The organism is Staphylococcus ureilyticus (assembly GCF_002902235.1).
Classification (GTDB): Bacteria; Bacillota; Bacilli; order Staphylococcales; family Staphylococcaceae; genus Staphylococcus; species Staphylococcus ureilyticus.
This window is the reverse complement of the sequence record NZ_PPRL01000051.1, coordinates 1-18,001: the sequence shown is the minus strand read 5'-3', so window position 1 is coordinate 18,001 and position 18,001 is coordinate 1. Positions and strand designations below refer to the sequence as shown.

Below are 18,001 nucleotides of genomic sequence, written 5' to 3'. Positions count from 1 at the left end.
CAAATAAGTATTACACTACACATATTATATCATTTTAATATTTTAAACAATGTAAATTCTGAACTTTTATTTATAAAAAAAGACAGAAATAGTTATCAATTACAGGATTGACGACTTATTTCTGTCTTTTAAGCTATTATTTTTAATTTTATCAATTCAGTTGTGCTCAACTTTTACTTAATTGAAGGCCCAATACTTAAATTGGCACTCGCTAATGCTTGCTCTAACACATCTAGTACATGAATACTATGCTCTAATTGTCTTGTTGCAAATATAATATTTTGTTCCCGAATTACTTTTTCAATTTTCACAAATTCTTCGTACATTCGATGCTTGTGTGCGTTCACCTGATAATACTGTGTACCACCAGTGTGATATTTTAATTCGAATGCATTCAACTCATTTGTAGGACCTTTAATATTGATTGTTGCTTTATCTCCTTGAATATAAGATTGATTATCAGAACTAGAATCTTTAGCCCCAATACAAACTACTTTCATCTCTTCATATTCTAATTGTAAGATACCAGAAGTATCAATATTTTTTTCAATATTTGCAAAGTATGTCACTTTATTAGGTTTACCAAATAAGCCTACTGCTAAATGAACATTGTAAACATTAATATCCATTAATGCACCGCCACCCTTACTCGGATCAAATGCGGGTTGAATAATGTCATTTTTAAAATCATCAAATCTTGAGGAATACTGTGAATAGTTGAACTGAGCAATTTTGCAATTTCCAATTTCTGGTATACTTTGCTTAAGTACATCATAATTACTTAAATACAAATTGGTAATCGCTTCAATAATAATCACCTTTTGTTGCTCTGCTAAATCTTTAAGTATGATAAGCTCCTCTGTGGTTAATGTAAAAGGTTTTTCACAAATCACATGCTTATTTTTTGCTATAGCTTTACGTGCGTAATCAAAATGAAGATGATTGGGAACAGCCAAATAAACAGTGTCTATCTTTTCATCTTCTATAAACGCTTGAAAATCTTCAAAGACTTGCTTAATATCAAATTGCTTTTGCAATTGAGCTACATTCTCAGGATTACGTCCAGTAGTCACTATGCTTTGTATATGAATTTCTGGTATCTCTGACATCACTGGCAATGCTTCTTTTACAATTTTTCCGGCTCCAACTATACCTATATTCATAAATTTCCCCTTTTTTATTATAAAAATTTATTGTCTATAATGAAATATCTACAATTTTTGAATCATAAAATTAAATCATCTATAACGATATTAATGGCTGTGACATTTACCTATCCAACCTTATAAAACATAATACGTCACAGTTTATTTGTTCATTTCATCATCTTTTCTATCATTACATTTGAATGTTTCACGACAATTTTATATGTTTAGCTAACAACTCTTTAATCCTTTTTTTGTGCTATTTCCCAAGAAATAACTGCTCGTATATAAGTCATGTACTGCTACATTGCTTTCAGCTAATGTGTCCTTTTAGTATTAACTTAAAATTAAATCAACAAGTTCTTCTGCTGACGTTTTACCGAAATAGTAAGGGATATCCATTTTACTTAAAGCTTCAAACAAATCTGCTTTAACAACTCGAACACCGATAAGTTGCTTTTCAACTTTTCTAATATCACCTTGACCAAAAAAATCACCATAAATACGACATGCCTTGATACGACCATGTTCAACAGCTAGTGTAATATCAATGGTACCTGCCGCTAATTTCGCATCTCTATTATATTCATAGCGCGGGGAACGTCCATAGTTCCATTCCCAATTCTTATATTTATTTGTCACCATTTCATCTATCGCACGCCAGTCCGCTTCACTTAATTCATAACGTTTAACGTCATTGATATCGTCTAAGCCCAATAATTGTTTAATCATTAAGTCTTTAAACTCATGTATTGTAATATTTTGATATTCATTTGCTAAATGTTCGCGAATAGCTCCAACTCTCGATCTAACAGATTTAATTCCTTTAGATTCAATTTTTTTACGATTCGGCTTTAAAACTTTAATCATTGCTTCGTAATCAACATCTAATAAAAGTGAGTAACCTCCATAGATACGTCCATTGATTAAAGTCATAGCAGCGCCAGAAATTTTCTTTCCATTAATCTCTAAATCATTACGTCCACTTTGAATGACTTCGGTAGCACCTAAATTATGTAACGCCTTAATTGCTGGCTCATAAAACTTTTGAAAATCACCATATATCGAATGATCATTCTGTAAAAGACAGCACATATTCACAGCACCACGATCCACATAAACTGCGCCACCTCCTGTTTCACGACGCATCACTTGTATACCATGTTCATCTACATAATCTTGGTTAATCTCTACGGCTGTGTTTTGAAAACGACCTATTTCCACTTTTGGATCACAATAATAAGGTAATAAAATATCATCATCTAAAAATATATTTTGACTAACATAGACTTGCATTGCAGTATTAACTGCACCATCTGTTATATATTCACCGTTACGAATCGGTTCAATTAAATACATAGTTTTCTCCTACTTTGTTAATTTATTATTTGCTTCTAAAATTAATGTCGAAATATCGTCCGTTAAATGTATCGTTCTTTCGCGTATGTTTTGAGGAATTCTATATGCTTTTTTATTTAATGTCATAAATAATGCATCAGGATTTTGCCTTGTCATACGTTGAAAAGGATGCTTCACAAATTGCGGTGTAGTATAGCCAATACCAATTTCTAAATATAAGACTTTGCCTGTCTTATGATTTTCAAGAAACTGATTGTAACGAGATAATTGTGCCTCAAAATCTGCATCTTCTACCATACCGACTTGTGCTTTTCGCTTATTAATTTCCATAGGTGCATCACACTTAGGGCAGTGTGGCACGAGTTCACGCGGTACTTCCATATTTGATTGCGCTTGAATCATTTGACGGATTGCCTCATCGTCTCGGTAGGTTTGGGGATGACAATGTTGACTACACTGCCATAGGATATATTCTCCTTGGATATGAAACACTTTGTCCAAATCATATCCTGCTACTGCAAACGCATTATCTGCATTAGTAGTAATAATATGATGCGCTTTGTTTTTTAGTATTTCTTTTAGCGCAACATAAGATGCACCTACTGGTTGATCTAAATAATTCAATGCAACAAATCTACTTTGAAATGCCCAGTATTCTTGCCAACTCTCAAATGTATGCAGACTTGCTTGTAACATATCAAAAAATCCGTATTTTTCTATGAAATCCGGAAAATTTTGAGTAAATCTTTTTCCTATATACGTAAACCCATCTGATGCAGACATACCTGCCCCTATGCCAACAACTATTGCATCCGCTTCATCTATAGCTTGTGCTAATACGTCAGATTGGCAACTTTGATTTGCTGACATGACACGCCATGTTGGTTCAGTCATAACGTTTTAGCTCCTCCTTGTATAATTGTGCATCGGTATCAGTGAACACATTAAAAACTATCTTTATATCATCCAAATGATACTCTTTTTTATAATTTAATACGGTGTTAATGGCTATTTTTGCAGCTTCTGCTTGTGGGAAGCCAAACACACCTGTAGAAATACAGCAAAACGCTATACTTTTTAGTGAATGTTGTTTTGCAATTTCTAAACAACTTCGATATGCGCGCGCCAACAAATCTTTATTCATCTCAGATACTGGCAATTTGCGAACTTGCGGCCCTACTGTATGAATTACATATTGGGCTGGCAAATTATATCCTGATGTTATTTTAGCTTTTCCTATACCTTCTTTTTTCCCTTGTGCTTCCATGATTTCATGACATGCCAAACGTAGCTGTACCCCGGCTTTAGTATGAATGATGTTATCAATACAATTATGATTGGCTTCAAAACAACCTAGTAATTGACTGTTTGCTGCATTCACAATCCCATCTACTTTGAGTTGAGTGATATCTCCTTGCCATAAAAATACATCGTCACCAATCATTGGCGACAATGTATCAATATGCGTAACATGTTGACGATTCATCGCTTGTAAATATGCATCTTGCACGTCTAAATAAGTGTCAGCAATGGGTTGGGGTGCTCTTACATTTGTTAGCCCTCTATACATTTCCCAACGCGTTGTTTCATCTTCTGGCAAATTTAAAGTTGCTTCACCGTGTGCTTCACGCCATAAATATTCAATTAAATAAGCTAAGCGTTCTTGTTGTTGCATATATTATGCCTCTGGTAGAGCGTTAAATGCTGCTTCATCAACATTTTCTAATTTAACTAACCAGTTCTCTTCAGGTTTTTCTGAATTCAAAATTGTTGGTTCATCTTCTGCTTTTGTATTTCGTTCTACAATTGTACCAGCTAATGGAGATTGAACATCTAAGACTGTTTTAGAAGCTTCAATACTTACGATTTCATCATCTACTTTTACTTCATCGTCCCCTATAAATTCCACGTAACCAACGGTACCTATATCGTCTTGTAACTCTGGTGTCATACTATAAACATATTGTGCTCCTACTTTTTCTACCCATAAATAATTCGCTAATTTTTTCATCATGAATACTTCCCTTCATTAATATTTTATAAATATATTTCTGCAAGCAATTCAACAGCTCGACAACGTGCTTCAATACTCGGTATCAAAGGTACCACCATGACTTCATCTGCATTAAAATCTTGAATCATACGATCGATTTGTGGCTTCGCACTTTCTTTTGTACCTACAATGATACGTGCACGACTTTGAGCGATTTGTCGCTCATCTTTCTCTGTACAATGATAAGATCGTGCTGTTTCAGGAGAGGGCATACGCTCAAACTCAGCAAATTGTTCCTTGCCTAATAACCATATATCTAAACTTTGGGCTAAAGTTTCCGCTTCTTCTGCTGAATCAGCCAATGCAATAAAGACAGTAATCATCACAGATGGCACCATATTTAATGACGATGGTTGAAATGCGTCTCTATACATTTTCACACTATCTTTTGCTTTATCTATTGCTTTCGCATTAGGTAATAGAAAAGTACCTAATGTGTACCCCATACCTTGAGCACCTGCCTTTTTAGCTGATGCTACACTGGTACTGAGCAACCACATACTTGGAATAAATGTCGTACTTGGTTGTGCTACAACGCGATGATGCCGTTGCTGCGTCTGTTGCTCTGTTAAATAATGTCTCACATCTTCAATAGACTGCCCGTAGTCTAAAAAATGTGATTTTGTTTCATTCATCGCTGCTTTCACTTGAGCAGTACCTGCATTATTGCCTATACCTAAATCGACACGTTCAGGATGAAGTGCTGCTAACATACGAAAGTTTTCGGCAACTTTATACGGGCTATAATGAGGTAACATCACCCCACCAGACCCCAGAGCAATGTTCTGTGTTTTATTCAGTATTTGCATCATTAATAATTCAGGACTACTACATGCAAATGCTGGTACATTATGATGTTCTGTTAGCCAAAATCGTTTATAGCCGAGTTTGTCAGCTAATTGTGCTAAATGAACAGTATCTTGTAAAGCTTCTTCGGCAGATTTGCCTTCATCAATCACAGCGTAATCTAACACATTAAATTGAACCACGTGAACTACCACCTCCACCAATCATACATCATACAATATGCTTTGTTAACGATTGCACTTAAAGCGAGTATATTTGAGTATCTTATAACTTTCAGTTAAGATAAATGCAACGCAGTACCACAATACACTTTGCATCATTCAACATACGTCCACTTTAAATTGTCTACACCTTATAGGATAACGGATATAGAGAATTTTTGTTAGATTTTGCTTAAAAATTTTTTTACTTTTCCTAGTTTTGACCCTTTTATATTTAAGTGTTACTTTAAAATTAATAATAACAACGAAGATAGAGGTTATAATTATGAATATGAATTACAATACTTTATTAAAGCCACTCACTTTGCCAAATGGTATTGTCTTAAACAACCGTTTTGTTTTATCTCCAATGACAACTAATTCTTCTACACAGGACGGACATATCACAGAGGCAGATATTAACTATGCACGACGTCGTGCACATTCAGCACCACTTCAAGTCACTGGCGCCGCTTATATTGAACCTTATGGACAATTATTTGAATATGGTTTTAGCATTACTGATGATAGTTGTATTCCTGGCTTAACTACTTTAGCCAATGCCATGAAACAAGACGGAAACAAAGCAATACTACAACTTACGCATGCTGGTCGTTTTTCAAATCAAGCAATTTTAAACTTTGGTCAGGTTTACGGACCAAGTGCAATGACCTTAAATTCACCAATTAAGCATGAAGTTTTATCTATGACTACAGACAAAATCAAATCCGTAATACAACAATACGCAGATGCAACCTCACGCGCAATAAAAGCTGGATTTGATGGTGTTGAAATTTCAGCTGCACAACGCCTATTAATTCAAACATTTTTCTCAACTTTCTCAAATTTAAGGACTGATGCATACGGAAGTCAAAATTTAGAGAATAGATCACGCTTTGAATTAGAAATATTAAAAGCTGTTCAGAATGTTATTGATCAAGAAGCACCCCCACAATTTATTTTAGGTTACCGTGCCACGCCCGAAGAAACACGAGGTAGTAATGTAGGTTACACTGTTGATGAGTTTAACCGTCACTTAGACTGGGTGCTAGAAACTGCCAATATTCAATATTTAGCGATTGCAAGTTGGGGACGTCAAATCTATCAAAACAAAGTACGTTCTGAAGGAAAATATAACGGAGAATATGTCAATGCAGTCGTTTATCAATATCTTAACGGACGCATTCCGCTCATTGCTAGTGGTGGGATTAATTCTCCAGATAGCGCTTTAGACGCCCTACAAAATGCAGATATGGTGGGCATGTCATCACCATTTGTAACTGAACCAGACTTTGTTACCAAATTAAAAGAACAAAGACCAGAAGACATTGATTTGCATATAACCTTGGAAGATATAGATGAATTGGCAATTCCTTATGCTGCTTTTAAAGATATTGTAAAAATGATGGATTACGGTGAAGGATTAAAGAAAGAAACTCGAGATGAATTGCGTAAACTTGAAACAAATTATGATGCAGTAAATTATAAGGAAGTAGATCATGAAAATGAGACTTAAAACTACTACGATATAAGAATCATGATTCTTAAAGCATATGTATCGTTTTAAAAAAGCAGCCGCGAAAATTAGAGTTCTAATTTTCGCGGCTGCTTTTTATCATCATTTTCACAAAATTTATAGAAAAACACTTAATATAAGCCTTTTAATTCATTACTTGTATCGATAAATATATTTTTAACTTGTTGATAATTACTCAATGCTTCTTTATACGTTTCACGACCAATACCTGATTTTTTATAACCACCAAATGGTGCACCTTCTGGCACTTGGTTATACGTATTTATCCAAATTCTTCCTGTTCTGACTGCTTTAGCAATATTCAGTGCGCGTGTAATATCTTGTGAGAATACGCCACCCGCTAAGCCATAGTCAGAATCATTAGCAATTTTAATCGCTTCTTGATCATCTTTTACTTTGATTACTGTTAAAACAGGACCGAAGATTTCTTCTTGGGCCAACTTATTATTATTATCGCTAACCGCAATAAGTGTTGGTTCTATAAAGTAACCTTTATCTAATCCATTTTCGACAATACGTTTACCTCCAGTTAGTACCTCAGCATTGGATTGTTCAGCATAATCGATATAAGACAATATTTTATTCATCTGCTCATCGCTCGTTTGGCTACCCATTTGCGTGTGCGCATCTAATGGATCTCCAACCTTAATATTTGAAAATGCCTCTTTTAATCTAGAAATTAACGCGTCGTATATACCTTCTTGGACTAATAAACGTGAGCCTGCACTACATACTTCACCTTGATTAAATAATATACCGAGTTGGATACCTTCAACAGCTAAGTCTAAATTTGCATCATCTAGAATAATATTTGCACTTTTACCACCAAGTTCTAAAGTAGCAGGGACAATACGTTTTGCACCTGCATCAGCAACTTGATAGCCGACATCTGTTGAACCTGTAAATGATAATTTATCTACACCTTCATGATTAAAAATAGCATTACCTGATTCTGAACCTTTACCAGTTACGATATTAACCACACCTTGTGGCAATACTTCTTGAAAAATCTTACCTGCTTCTAATAAGCTTAACGGCGTTGAAGATGATGGTTGAATAACAATTGTATTCCCTGCCGCAATGGCTGGTGCAATTTTCCATGCTGCTAAGAGCATTGGGAAATTCCAAGCTACTACAGCACCTACAACGCCAATAGGTTCATGCCGTACGATACTCATAGTATCTTTATCAATATCATTCACTGAACCTTCATGTGTTTCAATAACACTTGCAAAATAGTTAAAATGTCTTGCAGCGTACGGTATATCAATTGTTGAGGTTTCACGGATCGGTTTACCATTATTCAACGTTTCCACTGTTGCAAGCTTATCTTTATTTGCCATCAATTTTTCACTAATTTTTCTTAATAAATCCGCACGCTCCGTTTTAGAAGTTAAACTCCATGATTCAAAGGCGCTTTGAGCTGATGATACAGCTTTGTCGATATCCGTTTCGTCAGCTTTGGAAATATTTGAGAGTATCTCCCCTGTGGCTGGGTTAACAACTTCTAATGTTTCTCCACTATTACTTTTTACAAATTCACCATCAATTAACAATCCGTAATTCTCATCAACATAATCTTTTATATTTACTGTCATGACAATCTCTCCTTTGCTTTGACGTTATTGATAATAACTTTATTTAAGTCAATAGTTAACCTAACTTCTCAATTTCATTGTAAACGAATATCACTGTTTTTTAAAAAATTCCAATCATCACCCATTTTGTTGGGCAAAAGCCTTACCTATAGCATCTAATTTTTCTGGTGCATCATGTACATCCATGTGAACTTCTACAAAATGCATTATGTTAGGGTTTTGATTAATTTCGTCTAATGCCGTTGCCAACGTATTACTTGTTGTAACATCATGTATTTGAACGTCTGTTTCCTTCATACCAAACACGAACGGTAACTGCTTGTAGTTCCACATTTTAATATCGTTGTATGGTGCAGTTTCACCGTGAATTTTACGTTCCACTGTATATCCATCGTTATTGATGACAAAAATAACTGGTTTTAATGCCTCACGTATGATTGTTGATAATGCTTGAACAGTTAGTTGAAGTGAACCATCACCAATCAACAGCACGTTTCTACGTTGTTTGTCCGCAATTTGTGTTCCTAAAGTCGCAGGTAAAGTATAACCGATTGATCCCCATAATGGTTGTCCTATAAATGTATTATCTTTAGAGAATAGTAAATCATAAGCACCAAAGAATGACGTGCCTTGTTCAGCAAGTATAACGTCTTGAGGCTGAATAAATTGCTGCATTAATTTGAAATATGTTGACTGTTTTAATGGTTCATCACTTAATTCAACTGTTTCGTTAGTTACTTGATAACGTGGATAATTCACGTCAGCTGTATAATCAATATTCAACAAACTATCTAGTAAATCTACGAGTTTTACTTCTTCATCACGTAATTCGTCAACTTTAAAATAATGATGATTCATCATGATTACATTTTCTAAATTAAATCCATAAGAAAATCCAGCAGTAGCAGAATCTGTAAGTTTTGCTCCGATATTTAAAATGACATCACTTTGATCTACATAAGCTTTAATTTGTTCATCTGCAATCTTTCCATCATAAATACCCATATAATATAGATTCTCTTCATTGAAAGCCCCTTTACCTAAGGACAATTGAGCAACTGGTATATGTGTTTGGTTAACAAATTGTTCTAGTTTATCATGCAACGCAAAACTATTGATTTCATGTCCAGCTATAATTAAAGGTTGCTTTGCATTTTTTAATTTGTTTTCTATTATTTCTATATAACTGTCAACATCTTGTTTGGCTGGTGCAGTATATTGGTATGGTGTTTCTACTTCAATATCTACAGCAGCTACATCTATAGGTAAATGTATATGAACGGGACGTTTTTCATTAATTGCTGCATTGATTAATCGAGGAATTTCAGTCTGTGCATTTTCTGGAGTGATATATCCTTGTGCTGTTGTGATATGTTTGTACATTTTGCGATAATCATCAAATGTGCCTTCACCTAATGAATGATGTACATATTTACCAGCACGTTCAACTTCACGTGTTGGTGCGCCTGTGATTGCTATGACTGGTACACGTTCTGCATATGCACCTGCAATACCGTTAACCGCACTTAGCTCTCCCACACCAAATGTTGTTACCATTGCACTAATGCCTTTGATTCTTGCATAACCATCTGCTGCGTAACTTGCGTTAAGTTCATTTGTGTTACCAATCCATTCCATATCTTCTCGATTGATAATATCGTCTAAGAATGTAAGATTAAAGTCACCAGGTACACCAAATACTTTATCAACACCAACTGAGCGAATTGCATCCATTAAATATTGTCCTACTCTTTTTTGCATACATCATTTCTCCTTTAATGTGTTTCGTTTTCATTACACATTAAATATAACTTGTTAAATAAATTAGGTCAAGTTTATTGACTTATTTACATAACCAAACAAAGAGGCTTTTTCTAACATCTAGAAAACAAGCCTCTGATATAAACGATTGTATTAAGTAGGTACAATTTTGCTATTCTATTGACATACACATACTTTAAAAATTATTCTTCTCATCTTTCAAATATTTTACTGATTGGAATCCTTCTCTATATGAAGCAAATTCTTCCATAATCGCATACCAATCATTGCCAACTTTTCCTTGAATATCTTTAAACATATCATTTTGTGCTTTATTTAATTTACGCACTAAGTTGCGGCCTTTTTCTGTTGGATATAACGTTTTAATACGTTTATCTTCTGGTGCCTGTTTTTCTACAATGAATGCTTCATCTCTTAGTTTTTTTAAAGTTGCATGGCTACCTTGCTTAGAAATTTCTAACTTTTTCAATAAATCTTTAATCGAGATGCCAGGGACTTTTTCAATAAAAAATAAAAATCTATGGTGTTGACGATTCAAACCATAATCTTTAATGATTTCATCCGCTGTCGTAATAAATGTTTTATATGCGAAGTAAAATAGCAAATTTTCATAGTCATTATTTTTTATTTCCATAAGTCACTGTCCTTTTAAAATTTTTGGGGAACCTTTAACTCAAAACTTTAATAAAACGTTGAACACCATCTTTGGCAGTTTGAGGCGCACAAGCTACATTCATTCTTAAAAAGCCTCTGCCTTCTTCACCATACTTTGTACCAGGTTCAAGCGCAACTTTGCCTTGTTCTAGTAACTTTCTCATCATTTCTTCTTCAGTTAAACCCGTTTCTCTATAGTCAATCCATAACAAATAGGTTGCTTGAGGCTTTTTAATTTTTATTTGTGGGATGGCTTTAGTAATTTCTGAAATAGCATAATCCATATTTGAAGACACAATATCTATGAGTTCATCAAGCCAATCTTCCCCATGAGTATAGGCAGATTCTAGTGCAGCTGCACCAAATGGACTAATACGGTTAACGCCTAAACCATGTGCCGCAAAATTTGACTCTAATGCTTGTCTAATATCTTTATTGGGTGAAATAATCAAAGCAGCATGAATACCTGCTAGATTAAATGTTTTTGTAGGTGCAGTGCACGTAATGATTTTTTGTGCTTCTTTTTCAGATGCTAATTTATCAAGCGGGATATGTTGATAATCAGTAAATACCAAATCAGCATGAATTTCATCTGATAGTATTAACACATCATATTTCACACATAATTCAATCACTTTTTCCAAAGTGTCTTTAGACCAAACAATGCCGCCTGGATTATGTGGGTTACATAAGATAAACATTTTTACGCCTTGCTTTAACTTTTCTTCAAAGTCTTCAAAGTCGATTGAGTAATTTCTCTCATCTTCTACCAAAGCACACGTTATTAATTGTCGATTCATACCTGAAGGCAAATTGGAAAAAGGTGGATAAACCGGAGGCGTGATTAACACACTATCTTTTGGAGTCGTAAATGTTTCAATAATTGATGCTATCGCAGGAACTACACCTGAATGCGCAAGAATCCAACCTTTCTCAATATGCCAATCATGACGTTTATGAAACCAAGATTGAATCGCATTTTTGCAGTCTTCATCTAAATAAGAATAGCCAAACACACCGTGATCGACACATTTCTGTAACGCTTCAATCACTGGTTGTGGCGCTTTAAAATCCATATCCGCAATCCACATTGGCAGTACATCTGAAGCATCATCAATATGATACACATCCTCCATCGTATCCCATTTAACTGATCGCGTCTGCTTTCTATTAACCACTTCATTAAAATGATAAATCATTACAACCACTCCTTTACCTTAAAACACATTATTGTTGATTCTTTTTCTCAAAAAAACAATATAACCCAAAATGACATACACAACAGCTAATAACGCAAATATAATTTCACATATCAACATGAATTGTAATAAATTTTGTAATACGCTCGGAAAACGCACATGAATCATAAAATTAAAATAAGCGGTCGCTGTTGTTACCCACGGAAATGTTAAAGCGGCAAATGAAAATTTAAAATTTATAGCCATTAACTTAGGAATAAACGTTAATGAGACCATAAAAAGTAGTTGGGATATTATAAAACCACTTACCATTATAATGATGTCATTCGATTTTGCACTGATTAAAAATCCATTAAGACAAAGTGCTGCAGGAGCCGCTATAATGATTGACATTGGAAATTGATTTTCATTATATAAGCGCCAAGTTTTTTTGATTAAAATAATCGCTATTAGTATTATAAAACAAAAGGTTGCTATATATACCGTGAATTCACCTAGGACTGGATTAAATTCTTTTGCAGTTTCAGCTATTACACCTATCCCTACAAATGTTACAAACCAACTCGTATTCGGCAAAACAGTACCTTTGTTATGTAATATTAGATGATAGTAAATAAAACCTGCAATAATGATAAATTGGATGATAATCGTTAACCACCATAACCATAATAGTAAACCAAGATTGACATTCAAGTGATGCTTTATGATGTAAATGATTGTCATTAAAGCCATTGGAAACGTTGGGAAGGTAGCGCAGATATGACGATCACTCAATTCATTATATATTGTATGAGGATACAATATACACTTTTTAATAAATAACACTAAAATGATGCAACTCAATATAAAAAATAACACTGCTAAACCATACCAAGACATATTAAACAGTAAATTACTAAGCGAAGCGATACCTAATGCTAATCCACAAATAGCCGTTGGTAATACTTTAATCAATTTATAAAACATAATTTTAATCCTTTTACAATATTTAGTTATATCATTACTATACTATGCTTAAACTATTTATGTGTAAAATAAGATTATTATTTCGTTACCTTTTTATCATCTTGCCTAATCTTCTGTGCCTTTATTTTTGCATTAATTCAATATATGCACATATTTGAATGTAACATTCATATCGATATATTAATCTTCAATAATATCTAATCCTTTGTCCCTCAACTGCTTTAAACCCTTGAGCATTTGGTTAATATCGTCATCCGAATGTCTTTCCCATACGCTTAATTCCGCGACAATTTTTAGTGGTTCAGTAGAGCGATAAGAAAGCGTTTGATTGCCAGGTAATTTTTTATCTGTGACGTTCGGATCGTCTTCAAATTCTCCCAATGGTTCAACAACATAAATATGCTCTTCTGCCCTATCCTTAGATAAAGCAACTGCAAGTTCAGCTCCCCATTTTGCGGCTTCTAATGTACCTGTGAAATATATATGGTTCATAATTCGATCTTGATAATTCGATTTATATAATGGATGCAGTAAATCACCTATCTCTAATTTAGCTTTTGTACCATGTAAATATAAGTTTTGTCCAAACTGTGCTGTTTCACTGTTCATCGCCTAAGTCCCCCTCATAATCAGTAAGCTGTTCAATTATTATATGCAATATCTATTGGAAAATATAGACTATAATATCTGACACTCGCATCATATAATTAAAGCAAAGGAGGTTTTATATTTATATTATTTTTTAACAATTGTTGATTATAAAAATAATGTACGACATAGCGCTTGCTTAAACGAAACTTCTGTTACATCTAAATTAAAAACGGAGCTAATCAACTTCAAAAAGTTTTGCAGCACCGTTTTATATATGATATTTATATTAATTTAATCAGCATTAAACCCACTATTTAAATGGACTAACTCATCAGCTTTATCTGTAAACACGCCGTCTACGCCCCAATTGGACAATTGATTTGCCCTCACTTTACTATTCACCGTCCATACATTTAATTCGTAACCAGCATTTTTAATTGAACGCACGCGTGCTTGAGACAGTTTTGCATCTTCAATATTGACAATCGTTGATTCACAATAGTCTAAAAGTGTTCTCCAATCACCTGTAAATGCTGCTGCTTTAAAAAGAACTGCTCGCTTATATTGTGGCATTAGCTGCTGTGCTAATTTCAATAAAACAATATTAAAACTAGATAATAAAATATCTAAATTTGAATTTAATGTGTTTAATTTTTCAGCAACTTGTTTAATCATGCTTTCTGATAACACACTACCATCTTTCCCTGTGACACCTTTTAATTCAATATTTAAATTCATTTTATATTTATTAGCTAATGCAACCACCTCATCAAAAGTCGGCAGTTTTTCCTCTGCATATTTAGCATTAAACCAATTGCCAGCAGATGCTTGTTTGATTTCATCATAATTCAATTGTGTAATTTCGCCAATCATATCTGTTGTTCTATCTAAAAAATCATCATGAATAATAACGAGTTGTTCATCTTTTGTTATTGCAACATCAAGCTCAATCCATTTTAATCCAGGCACATGCGCAGCTGCTTCAAATGCTGCCATTGTATTTTCAGGTGCTTTACTTGATAATCCTCTATGAGCATAAACTGTAAACATATCATCTTCCCCTTCAATGTGATTTTAGTGTAATTATGATATGTCATGAACCATAATTCAAATTATCTAAGCTATTATCAGCAAAAAACATTTTATAGTCGAAAATCAAACAAAAAAGTCGCCTTCTGTATCCTTAATAGGACTTCAAAGGCGACCAATAGGTGTCATATATTATGATTTTGAATTTACATATGAAGTTGGATCAACAGAATATCCGTTACCCACGCCACCTGACATACGTTGGAAATGTAAATGAGGTGCAGTAGAATTTCCTGTACTTCCTGATAAACCAATTTGTTGTCCTTCTTTAACTTCTTGGCCAGATTTAACATTTAAAGAATTCATATGCATATACCATTGATAGTTATCACTGTTTTTCTCTTGGATTGTAACTTGGTTACCACCACCATAGTTACTCCAACCACTTTGAATTACTGTACCATCTGCTAATGAATAAACAGGTGTGTTTTCATCCATTGCATAGTCAACGCCATAGTGTGCACCACCGCCATGGTAACTACCATAAGGTTGTAATTGACGATTTTTAGTTAACCAATTTGATGAATGCGTACTATTATTACTACTGTTTGATGCTACTTCTGATTGTGTAGTGTTTTGTTGTGGTGCAGCTTGTTGTTGTGGTGTTGAATCATTACTTGATGTAGTGTTTTGTTGCACATTATTCGTACCATTATTTTGTGTGTAACTTGTTTCATAATTGTTATTTGTTGATGCGTTATTTTGTGTATGATTTACATTATTAGCATTACTTTGTGCTGTTTGTCCAGATTCAGTGCCATGGTTCGTTGTTGCACTATTATCAACATCATCGTTTTCTGATGGTTGGTTGATGTCATAACCTTCTGATTGTACTTCTTCATGACTTTGGTCATCAGTGTAGTTATTATCATCTGAGTCATTTACATTATCTACGTTTGAAGCGTTGTTTGAAGTGTTATTAGCACTTTGATTATTCATTGGGAAATAATAGTAATGATAATTCCCCTCATCGTCTATTAAATAGAAATAATATTGTTGTTGATCAAACATAGATTGATCCCAATTTCCATCTAATGTGTGATGATAGTTCCCATTATCATCTTGATCAATATATCCATAATTAAAAATATCACTATAAGACTGATTGCTTGTGTACTGTGTATTAGATTGATTATTTTCTGAAGCGTGTGCTTCACCTTGTGCGATACCAATTGCACCTAAAGATAATGTAGCAATTGTTGCTGTAACCATTTTTTTCATAATTAATAAGTCCTCCCAAAATTTTTACATACATAATAGTATCAGAGAAACTGTATAAAAAGAATAGCAGAAACTGTTTTTTAATTTGTTAGTAATTTATTTGTGATGTAACGTAAATTTTTTGAAAATTCCTAATATGTATTACGATTGCACCTTCAAAATTTCAAAAAAATAGCGTGTTATGGTATTTCATTTTCTAAAAAGCTTTCCTTATTCTATTACATAGTTAACAATCGAATAAATACATTTTTAAGTACATTTATATACAAGGCTAATAATTATCTAATTAACATTAGCTTGATACAAAAAAACCGAGACATCATTATCTATGTCTCGGATGGTTTAATACTATTTTTTGTCTACTGTATTACTTTCTTATTAATGCTAATATACCGGCTACTAATATTAATATACCTGATAAAATACCAAAAAAGCTTATAAAAATTATATTTAAAATACCACCTATGATTAATAATATTCCTATTAAGACTCTTTTTTTGTTTATAATACAACTAAGAACCAGTGTTATTATACAAGTTATTATAACCGCTACGCCTAATCCAGTTATACTGCCACTATCTGTTGCTCCAAATTCTTTGCCAATACCGTCGACCATTATAGCGAATAAGCCACCTATAATACCAAAGATACTTCCTAATATTCCTAAAATCATTTCTGCTACTCTATTTGTTTGTTTTTTTCCAATATACTCATTCATATAAATTACTCCTTTTCTTTTTACTACGCTGCTTCATCTTCAGCAGTTTCATCTTCTTCGCTTTGTTTCATATCTTCTTCATACTCTTTATCTATTTCATCCATTTCTTCTTCATATTCTTTATCTATCTCATCCATTTCCTTTTCGTATGCTTCATCTTGCTTTTTCATTTCTTCTTCAAATGCTTGATCTTCTTCTTCCATCTTTTTATTGTATAATTCATCAACACGTGCTTCTAATTGATCATATTCTATCTCTAATACCTCATGATCAACATGGTCCATTTTTTCACCATCCGTGAGTTCATTATATTCATCAACTAATGTGTTATACATTTCTGCTGGATATGTTATTTCATCGCTTTCATCATCTTCTTTTTCGGTATCAGTTTTTTCAGCATCCGCTGTTTCACTTGTACTTTCATTATCATTACTTGCTGATACAGAATTACTAGTTTGTTGATTACTCGCTTCTTTAATATCTTCTTTCTTTATGTTCCATTTTGCTTTAATATTTTCAAAATTTGGCGTAGCATCCATTTCTAAAGTATATGTATCATTTTCAGGAACGTCATAAGTAATCATACCTGATCCAGTATTTCCTTTGTTCAATTGATGTGAAAACCCTGAGTCTCCTTCACTCTCCCCATACCATTCTTGATAATTTTCACCGTTCACTTTCATGCTAAAATCAGTCGAATCAACTAATACTTGATCGTCATTATTATTTTTAAATTTCAAATATACTTTTATAACTCTGCCATTTTCAGGTTCACTATATTCATCATAATTATTTACATATTCTACTTTTGCTAATTTCACATCTACACCATCAGCGTCCACTACTTGTCCAATTTTAAAATTCTTCATAGTATTCGTAGCTTTTGACTTATTATCTTCTTTTCTGTCAGATTTTGTTTCCTTACCTTCCGTATTACAACCAGCTAAGATACATATGATTAAAACAGCAAAAAACAATAGTTTTTTCATTTTACCACTTCCTCATTTTACATTTACAGTTAATTTGAATTTTGTTCAACTTTAAAATTATTTTAAACCATACTACATAATCTTATAACATAT

Annotated in this window: 17 protein-coding genes; 1 reads left to right on the top strand and 16 read right to left on the bottom strand. The window is 33.4% G+C overall.

Translation table 11 applies throughout. From position 1 onward, the window contains the following. Positions 1-173: 173 nt before the first annotated feature. The 6 genes from CD150_RS05880 to CD150_RS05855 all read right to left on the bottom strand — a co-directional run bounded on the left by CD150_RS05880 (position 174) and on the right by CD150_RS05855 (position 5,546). On the bottom strand, positions 174-1,163 hold the full coding sequence (locus CD150_RS05880; protein WP_103161428.1) for a Gfo/Idh/MocA family protein: 990 nt from the start codon (positions 1,161-1,163) through the stop codon (positions 174-176). A 318-nt stretch (positions 1,164-1,481) separates the two neighbouring features. After that, entirely contained in the window at positions 1,482-2,504 is a 1,023-nt protein-coding gene (gene lplA, locus CD150_RS05875; protein WP_103161427.1) for a lipoate--protein ligase, read from the bottom strand. Positions 2,505-2,513: 9 nt separating this feature from the next. Beyond that, positions 2,514-3,398 (bottom strand): SIR2 family NAD-dependent protein deacylase, encoded by an 885-nt coding sequence (locus CD150_RS05870; protein WP_073344661.1) that lies wholly within the window; start codon positions 3,396-3,398, stop codon positions 2,514-2,516. Then, positions 3,391-4,179: a protein-ADP-ribose hydrolase gene (locus CD150_RS05865; RefSeq protein WP_073344664.1), complete on the bottom strand. Its 789-nt coding sequence runs from the start codon at positions 4,177-4,179 to the stop codon at positions 3,391-3,393. The genes CD150_RS05870 and CD150_RS05865 overlap by 8 nt, the downstream gene beginning before the upstream one ends. A gap of 3 nt (positions 4,180-4,182) precedes the next feature. Beyond that, the gene (locus CD150_RS05860) at positions 4,183-4,515 is read right to left on the bottom strand and encodes a glycine cleavage system H family protein (protein WP_046206596.1); all 333 of its coding nucleotides are present in this window, start codon (positions 4,513-4,515) and stop codon (positions 4,183-4,185) included. A 26-nt stretch (positions 4,516-4,541) separates the two neighbouring features. Continuing rightward, positions 4,542-5,546, bottom strand: coding sequence for an LLM class flavin-dependent oxidoreductase (locus tag CD150_RS05855; protein WP_046206595.1), 1,005 nt, complete (start codon positions 5,544-5,546; stop codon positions 4,542-4,544). A gap of 304 nt (positions 5,547-5,850) precedes the next feature. On the opposite strand from CD150_RS05855, the gene CD150_RS05850 reads away from it, so the two are divergent. After that, a complete protein-coding gene (locus tag CD150_RS05850; protein ID WP_073344667.1) occupies positions 5,851-7,080 on the top strand; it encodes an NADH-dependent flavin oxidoreductase in 1,230 nt (409 codons plus the stop codon). Between the two features lie 131 nt (positions 7,081-7,211). On the opposite strand, the gene CD150_RS05845 is transcribed toward CD150_RS05850, so the two are convergent. The 10 genes from CD150_RS05845 to CD150_RS05800 form a co-directional block, all read right to left on the bottom strand. Continuing rightward, positions 7,212-8,699 (bottom strand): aldehyde dehydrogenase family protein, encoded by a 1,488-nt coding sequence (locus tag CD150_RS05845; RefSeq protein ID WP_073344670.1) that lies wholly within the window; start codon positions 8,697-8,699, stop codon positions 7,212-7,214. A 117-nt stretch (positions 8,700-8,816) separates the two neighbouring features. After that, a complete protein-coding gene (locus CD150_RS05840; protein WP_103161426.1) occupies positions 8,817-10,460 on the bottom strand; it encodes an alpha-keto acid decarboxylase family protein in 1,644 nt (547 codons plus the stop codon). Between the two features lie 196 nt (positions 10,461-10,656). Next, positions 10,657-11,115 (bottom strand): MarR family winged helix-turn-helix transcriptional regulator, encoded by a 459-nt coding sequence (locus CD150_RS05835; RefSeq protein WP_103161425.1) that lies wholly within the window; start codon positions 11,113-11,115, stop codon positions 10,657-10,659. A 34-nt stretch (positions 11,116-11,149) separates the two neighbouring features. Then, positions 11,150-12,334: a MalY/PatB family protein gene (locus CD150_RS05830; protein WP_103161424.1), complete on the bottom strand. Its 1,185-nt coding sequence runs from the start codon at positions 12,332-12,334 to the stop codon at positions 11,150-11,152. A gap of 18 nt (positions 12,335-12,352) precedes the next feature. Then, positions 12,353-13,300, bottom strand: a complete 948-nt coding sequence (locus tag CD150_RS05825) for an SLAC1 family transporter (RefSeq protein ID WP_103161423.1) — start codon at positions 13,298-13,300, stop codon at positions 12,353-12,355. Positions 13,301-13,480: 180 nt separating this feature from the next. Further along, positions 13,481-13,909, bottom strand: coding sequence for an NAD(+)--rifampin ADP-ribosyltransferase (gene arr, locus CD150_RS05820; protein ID WP_073344685.1), 429 nt, complete (start codon positions 13,907-13,909; stop codon positions 13,481-13,483). 273 nt (positions 13,910-14,182) lie between these two features. Continuing rightward, the gene (locus CD150_RS05815; RefSeq protein WP_046206587.1) at positions 14,183-14,941 is read right to left on the bottom strand and encodes a glycerophosphoryl diester phosphodiesterase; all 759 of its coding nucleotides are present in this window, start codon (positions 14,939-14,941) and stop codon (positions 14,183-14,185) included. 171 nt (positions 14,942-15,112) lie between these two features. Next, on the bottom strand, positions 15,113-16,201 hold the full coding sequence (locus tag CD150_RS05810; RefSeq protein ID WP_073344692.1) for a M23 family metallopeptidase: 1,089 nt from the start codon (positions 16,199-16,201) through the stop codon (positions 15,113-15,115). Positions 16,202-16,568: 367 nt separating this feature from the next. Further along, entirely contained in the window at positions 16,569-16,919 is a 351-nt protein-coding gene (locus CD150_RS05805) for a DUF4064 domain-containing protein (RefSeq protein ID WP_046206585.1), read from the bottom strand. 23 nt (positions 16,920-16,942) lie between these two features. After that, the gene (locus CD150_RS05800) at positions 16,943-17,908 is read right to left on the bottom strand and encodes a DUF4352 domain-containing protein (protein WP_073344697.1); all 966 of its coding nucleotides are present in this window, start codon (positions 17,906-17,908) and stop codon (positions 16,943-16,945) included. Positions 17,909-18,001 lie beyond the last annotated feature (93 nt).

Excerpts from the sequence above, each read along its gene's own strand:
- CD150_RS05845 (WP_073344670.1), bottom strand. The coding sequence starts at position 8,699 with ATGACAGTAAATATAAAAGATTATGTTGATGAGAATTACGGATTGTTA.
- CD150_RS05850 (WP_073344667.1), top strand. The coding sequence starts at position 5,851 with ATGAATATGAATTACAATACTTTATTAAAGCCACTCACTTTGCCAAAT.
- CD150_RS05805 (WP_046206585.1), bottom strand. The coding sequence starts at position 16,919 with ATGAATGAGTATATTGGAAAAAAACAAACAAATAGAGTAGCAGAAATG.
- CD150_RS05830 (WP_103161424.1), bottom strand. The coding sequence starts at position 12,334 with ATGATTTATCATTTTAATGAAGTGGTTAATAGAAAGCAGACGCGATCA.
- CD150_RS05870 (WP_073344661.1), bottom strand. The coding sequence starts at position 3,398 with ATGACTGAACCAACATGGCGTGTCATGTCAGCAAATCAAAGTTGCCAA.
- CD150_RS05810 (WP_073344692.1), bottom strand. The coding sequence starts at position 16,201 with ATGAAAAAAATGGTTACAGCAACAATTGCTACATTATCTTTAGGTGCA.
- CD150_RS05880 (WP_103161428.1), bottom strand. The coding sequence starts at position 1,163 with ATGAATATAGGTATAGTTGGAGCCGGAAAAATTGTAAAAGAAGCATTG.
- CD150_RS05840 (WP_103161426.1), bottom strand. The coding sequence starts at position 10,460 with ATGCAAAAAAGAGTAGGACAATATTTAATGGATGCAATTCGCTCAGTT.
- CD150_RS05835 (WP_103161425.1), bottom strand. The coding sequence starts at position 11,115 with ATGGAAATAAAAAATAATGACTATGAAAATTTGCTATTTTACTTCGCA.
- CD150_RS05815 (WP_046206587.1), bottom strand. The coding sequence starts at position 14,941 with ATGTTTACAGTTTATGCTCATAGAGGATTATCAAGTAAAGCACCTGAA.
- CD150_RS05825 (WP_103161423.1), bottom strand. The coding sequence starts at position 13,300 with ATGTTTTATAAATTGATTAAAGTATTACCAACGGCTATTTGTGGATTA.
- CD150_RS05865 (WP_073344664.1), bottom strand. The coding sequence starts at position 4,179 with ATGCAACAACAAGAACGCTTAGCTTATTTAATTGAATATTTATGGCGT.
- CD150_RS05800 (WP_073344697.1), bottom strand. The coding sequence starts at position 17,908 with ATGAAAAAACTATTGTTTTTTGCTGTTTTAATCATATGTATCTTAGCT.
- arr (WP_073344685.1), bottom strand. The coding sequence starts at position 13,909 with ATGAACAGTGAAACAGCACAGTTTGGACAAAACTTATATTTACATGGT.
- CD150_RS05860 (WP_046206596.1), bottom strand. The coding sequence starts at position 4,515 with ATGAAAAAATTAGCGAATTATTTATGGGTAGAAAAAGTAGGAGCACAA.
- lplA (WP_103161427.1), bottom strand. The coding sequence starts at position 2,504 with ATGTATTTAATTGAACCGATTCGTAACGGTGAATATATAACAGATGGT.